Origin of the sequence: Ruminococcus callidus ATCC 27760, from assembly GCF_000468015.1 — a bacterium.
In the GTDB taxonomy this organism is placed as follows: Bacteria; Bacillota; Clostridia; order Oscillospirales; family Ruminococcaceae; genus Ruminococcus_C; species Ruminococcus_C callidus.
The window spans coordinates 1-5610 of the sequence record NZ_KI260326.1; the positions used below are offsets into that span (position 1 = coordinate 1).

Annotated in this window: 1 protein-coding gene; it reads right to left on the reverse strand. The window is 53.1% G+C overall.

The genetic code is table 11. The annotated features are described in order from the left end of the window. Nucleotides 1–95: 95 nt before the first annotated feature. Nucleotides 96–5610 (reverse strand): leucine-rich repeat domain-containing protein (locus tag RUMCAL_RS16145; RefSeq protein WP_207636436.1); only part of this gene is annotated, 5515 nt, incomplete at its 5' end.

The window sequence follows — 5610 nt, forward strand, 5'->3', positions numbered from 1 at the left end:
TGTCGCACAATCTTTGTGCGGTATTGCCTAAACAACAAAAATCCGCCTGAAGAAAACACTTCAGGCGGATTTTTTTATATAGGGCAATGCTTCGGTCAGTTTTTCAGAACGTCGCTCCATGTTGCCTTGATTCCGGCTCCATGCATTGCGATGTACAGCAGCAAATAGTAGAGATCCTGCGAATCCAGTTTATTGTCATTGTTGATGTCCATCATCAGGATCAGCCAGCGGTTGACGGTCGGATCCTCGTGGAAAACCACGTCCTTTTCGCCCACAGCTGTTCTCGCAATATACAGCAGCAGTTCGAAAACGTCCTGCGAGTCCACCTCACCGTCCATGTTGGCATCACCACGGGTACGCGGCAAAATAATTGGCTTGGTCGTCGTCGCAGTGGCAGTTGTCGTGGTGGCTGCGGTGGTGTTGGTGGTAGTTCCGGAACTGGTGGCAGTACTGGTTTCCGACGTGGTTTTTTCCGCAGTCGTCGTTGTTTCCGTCGTCAGAATGGGAATCGTAGACGTTGTGGTGCTTTCCGTGGTTTCCGTGGTACTGCTCTCCGTTGTAGTCGTCGTGGTTGTTTCTGTCGTAGTAGTTGTTGTGGTGGTCGTGGTGGTCGTTTCTTCCGTAGTTGTAAAAGTCGTAGTTGTGGTGGTCGTCGTAGTCGTGGTTTCTGTCGTGGTTGTGGTAGTAGTCGTCGTTATCGTGGTAGTCGTTGTCGTGGTAGTAGTAGTTGTTGTTGTCGTGGTTGTCGTTGTCTTTTTGGTGAATGCTTCCTCTGTGGTAGTTGTCGCAGTCGTGGTAGTCGTGACCGGCTTCTTGGTGAACGTTTCTTCGGTAGTAGTCGTCATAGTCGTTGTCGTGGTGATCGGCTTTTTCGTAAACGTTTCATCGGTGGTTGTCGTTGCCGTAGTTGACTCCGTGGTTTTCGCAGTGGTGCTTTCCGTAGTCGTCAGCGAGGTAGTCGTTTCTGTGGTAGTAGTGGTAGTAGTTACAGTCGTTTCTGCGGTGGTGGTTGTCATTTCCGTCGTAGTTTCGGTGGTTGTTTCTGTGGTAGTCGCAGTGGTTTCTGTGGTGGTCGTTTCTGTGGTAGTCGTTTCGGTGGTGGTTTCCGTTGTTGTGGTGGTGGTGGTAGTCGTCGTCGTTGTGGTTTCCGTTGTTGTGACCGGCTTTTCCTTGGCAGAAACGACAATGGTGCCGATCGCGGTTTCATAGTTGGAACTGTCCGCGGGAACGAACTTCCATTGCAGCTGGTTTCTGCCGGCTTTGAAAGTGCTCGGTGTGTCTGCCGTCCACATCAGAATGCCCTCGGTATTGGCAGTGTCCAGCCGTATCGGCGGCACGTCATCGCCTTCGGTATATTCCGCGGAATCGTCCCATATCACAGTCACCTTGGGCACTGCTTTTTCAATGACAAATTCCAGCGATACGCTGCCTGACCAGAGAGAGCCCTCTGCCCCGCTGACCAGAATCGTTCCTCTGCCGGCGTTGAAATTGTTCTCATAGGAAAGCGTGTAATCCGTGCCCTGTTTCAGCTCGTTGCCTCCTGCAACTACGATCACGTCCGGTGTCAGCGGTTCGCCGGTATAGAAAATGTTCTTCTCATTTTCCAGCGTCACATCGACGATGTTCATGGGAATGTCTTGCAGCTGCACAGTGAAAGATGCAGTCACATTGGGATTTCCTGTGTGATAAGTATAAGTGATATTTTGCAGCGGATCTGTTATATAAACCTTTGTGCCGCTGCATTCGGCATTGTTCCACGTCTGTACAAGGTCTAACCGGAACCCGCTCCACTGCGTCGGTTCCAGATACAGATCTTTTCTGTTGCAGGACGGCTTTTTCAGAACCACACAATTTTGCAGATCGCAGACAGTCATCGGTGCCTGCTCCGACAGGTTCAGTGCCAGCAGCGGATTGCTGCCGGCGTAAAGCATATCCAGCTGATGCAGATTGGTCAGCATCAGCCAGCCCAGCTGGTTGCCGCTGCAATCCAGTTCTTCCAGAGCCTGCTGATTGTTGATGTTCAGAGAATTCAGCTGATTTTCCGCACAGTTCAGCACCCGCAGTGAAACCGTTCCCCACGTGAAGCCTGTCAGCTGATTCTTGCGGCAGTCCACTTCCTTCAGTGCCGTACAGCGGGACAGATCCAAGGTTGTCAGCTGGTTATTGTCACAAATCAGCTTTTCCAGCTGTAGGTTGGACAGATACAGAGAAGTCAGCTCGTTCTCTCCGCAGTCCAGCAATTGCAGTTCCGGCAGAACATTGACGTTCAGGCTTTGCAGATGCAAGCCGCGGCAGTGCAGCTCTGTCAGCCGATAGAAGTCCGTCAGGTTCAGTTCCCGCAGTGCGGTATTGCTACAGTCCAGCACCTCCAATTTCTCGGAAATTCCGGACAGATCGGAGATCGAATTCCCTGCACAGTTCAGCTGCACCAGATTCGGGAAGTAAGAAATCCCCGTCAGGTCGGCAATGCCGCAGTTCGAAATGTCCAGCTGTGTTACCGCTTCCTGCTCGGAAATTTGCAGCATGCCGTCCCCGTTTTTGTCCAGAGATTGCAGCACATAGGAACGAAGCACATCGTCCGGAAAATGCTCTGTATCAATAGCAACGGCATCTTCTTCCATGACTGTGGGAATCCATGTGAACGATACCGTCCGACTGGCATCACCGGCATCGATCTGGTACGCATAGCGTATCTCCTGCGAACGGTCGTTCACTGTCAGCACATTCTCCGTACAGGTGGCATTCTGCCACATATCCGGCTGCACCTTTGACGGCTGGAAACCGTCTGCAAGGGCAGACAAATCTACCTGTCCCATGGCGTTAAATGGTATGCTTCGGGTATTGTCGATCACTTCCACCTGCTGTAATTTCGACAAGCCGGTCACGTCCAGTGCGATCAGATGATTCTCCATGCACCGCAGTGTTTCCAGCTGTTTCTGTGCCGAAACGTCCAGTGTGGTCAGCTGGTTGCCGGAGCAGTCCAGCGTTTGCAGCTGTGTCAGTGTGCCCAGTTCCAGCACAGTCAGCTGATTGCCCTCGCACGCCAGTTTCGTCAGTTCCGTCAATTTGGAGAGTTCCAACGCCGTCAGCTGGTTCGATGCACAGCTGAGTTCCTTCAGCAATGTATTGGCAGAGCAATCCAGCGTGGTCAACTGGTTATTGTTGCAGTTCAGCTTTTCCAGCTGCCCCAGCGTCCGCAGGGGAATTGTCGTCAGCTTATTATTGGAGCAGTCCAGCGTTTGCAGTGCTGTAAAGTATTCCACGCCGGTCAGGTCGGCGATCTCGTTGATCGAAACGTCCAGTTCTGTGACTTGTTTCAGTTCCGACCGGGAAAGCAGTCCGTCACTGTCGGTGTCATACCGGACAACGATACGGCGGAAATTTTCGTCCGGAAAATACTCTGCATCAATGGGCACACCCGTTTCCTCTGCTGCCTGCGGCACCAGTGTAAATGTGATTACACTGTCCGGATCATCTGCCTGCACCTGATACTGATATGACACACTCCAGCTGGGGTCTGTGACATAGATACCGCCTGCACCTGCCTCACCATTGGTAATGCTGCCCTGTACCACGCGGGACGGCTGAAAGTTCTCCGCCAGATCTGCAAAGCGGATCCGGTTCAGGCTGTCCATTGCAACAGTACGTTTGTTGCGTGCCGCACTCAGCTTTTGCAGTGTCACGCCATCAGCTGCTTGCAGTGCAGTCAGCTGATTGTTGATGCACACCAGCGATTCCAGATTCGGCAGCGACTCGGTTTTCAGCACGGTCAGCTGGTTGTTGGAACAATTCAGTGTAGCCAGTTCCGGACACTGTTCCACCGCCAGTGCCGGAATCTGGTTGCTGGCACAGTTCAGGGATCTCAGCACGGAAAGAGCTGATAAGTCTAAAGCAGTCAGCTTATTCATGGAACAATTCAGCGTGGTCAGGTGGGACAGTCCGCCCAGTTCCAGCGAAGTCAGCTGATTCAGTGAGCAGTTCAATGTCGTCAGTTCCGGCGAATTCGTCAGATCCAGCGTTTTCAGGCGGCACTGGGCACAGTAGAGCACTTGCAGATGAGAAAGAGAAGCAACAGAGAGTTCCTGCAATGTGCTGTTGCTGGAGCAGCGGAGTTCCTCCAGAAGGCTGTTCTCCGGCAGTACCAGCGAGGAGAGATTATTATTGGAACAGTTCAGCGTTTTCAGTTGAGAAAGCGTTGTCAGATCCAGCTTCCGCAGATTGTTAGCGGAGCAGTCCAGCGTTTCCAGCCGGACAAAATACTGGATTCCGGTCAGATCCCAGATAGACTTCCCGCCGATGAGCATTTCTGTTACGGCAAACAGTTCCCTGCGGGAAAGGCTGCCGTCGTCATTGGTGTCCAGTCCCTGTACATAGCTGCGGAATGCACTGTCCGGAAAATGTACTGCATCAACAGGCAGCAGCGGTTCCTCTGGCTGTAAGGTAAACTGCACCGTCTGGGTTCTGGCGGCATCGAGGTAATAGGTATAGGTCACCGGCTGGCTAAGGTCTGCCACCGTCAGAACGCCGTCCTGCACCGTGCCGTTTGTCCAGTTCTCTGCCTGCTCTGCGGAGAAGCCGGACAGTTGGGACAAGTCCAGCTGTCCCAGAATATCCGGCGAGATCGCAGTCACGTTTCCATCAGCAGACACTGTGCCGTCTGCCAGTTTCGTGCCGTCGATTTGCAGGGCACAGAGTTGGTTGTCCGCACAGAACAGCTTTTGCAGATTGCTCTGCCTGCTCAGTTCCAGAGAGGTCAGCTGGTTTTGTTTGCAGGAGAGCACTTCCAGCGAGGATTCTTCCGGCAGCAGCAGTTCTTTCAGCCCGCAGCCGTCACAGGACAGCATCTTCAAAGCGGAAAATCCGGAAACGTCCAGTCGTTCTAAAGAAATTCCGCTGCACTGCAAATTCTCCAGCCAGCACAGCTGTTCCATTCCGGTAAGGTCTGTGATGCCGCTGTCTGCGGAAATCGTCAGGGTCTTGGCTGCCTGTAGTTCCGCCAGCGAGAGCCAGCTGTTTCCGTCAGTGTCAAAGCTGTCGCGGACAAGGCTCCGGAATGCTGCGTCCGGAAAATGCTCCTCGTCCAGCTGCAAATAACACGCTTCGTCCGGCTGCAATGTCAGGGTGAACGTTGCCACCGGCACTGCCTGCTGGCTGTCCAGCCGGTAGCCATAAGACACACGTTCGGTGTCTGCCGGAATTTGCAGTACATTGGCGGCATCTTCCTTCACAGAAGCGTTCTCCCAGCCGGTGATGCGGTCCTGTTCCAGTTCCGGCAGATTGTTCAGGTCATAGCTGTACGCTCCCGCCCGTTCCGGCTGCGGCACAATGGCACGCTGATTGCCGGCAGTTTCCAGTATTTCCAGCGTCAGTCCGGTGGTGTCCAGTTCCACCAGCTGGTTCTGGGAACAGTCCAGTTCGCGGAGAGCAGAACACTCCGACAGGAACAGGGACGGCAGGGCATTTTCCGAGCAGTCCAGTTTCTGAAGAAGGGCATTATATACGTCCAGTTCTGTCAGCTGGTTGCCGGAGCAGTCCACTTCCTCCAGCTTGGCATTCTGGGAAAAGTTCAGCGTAGTCAGCTGATTATTGGAACAGTTTACAGTCTGCAAA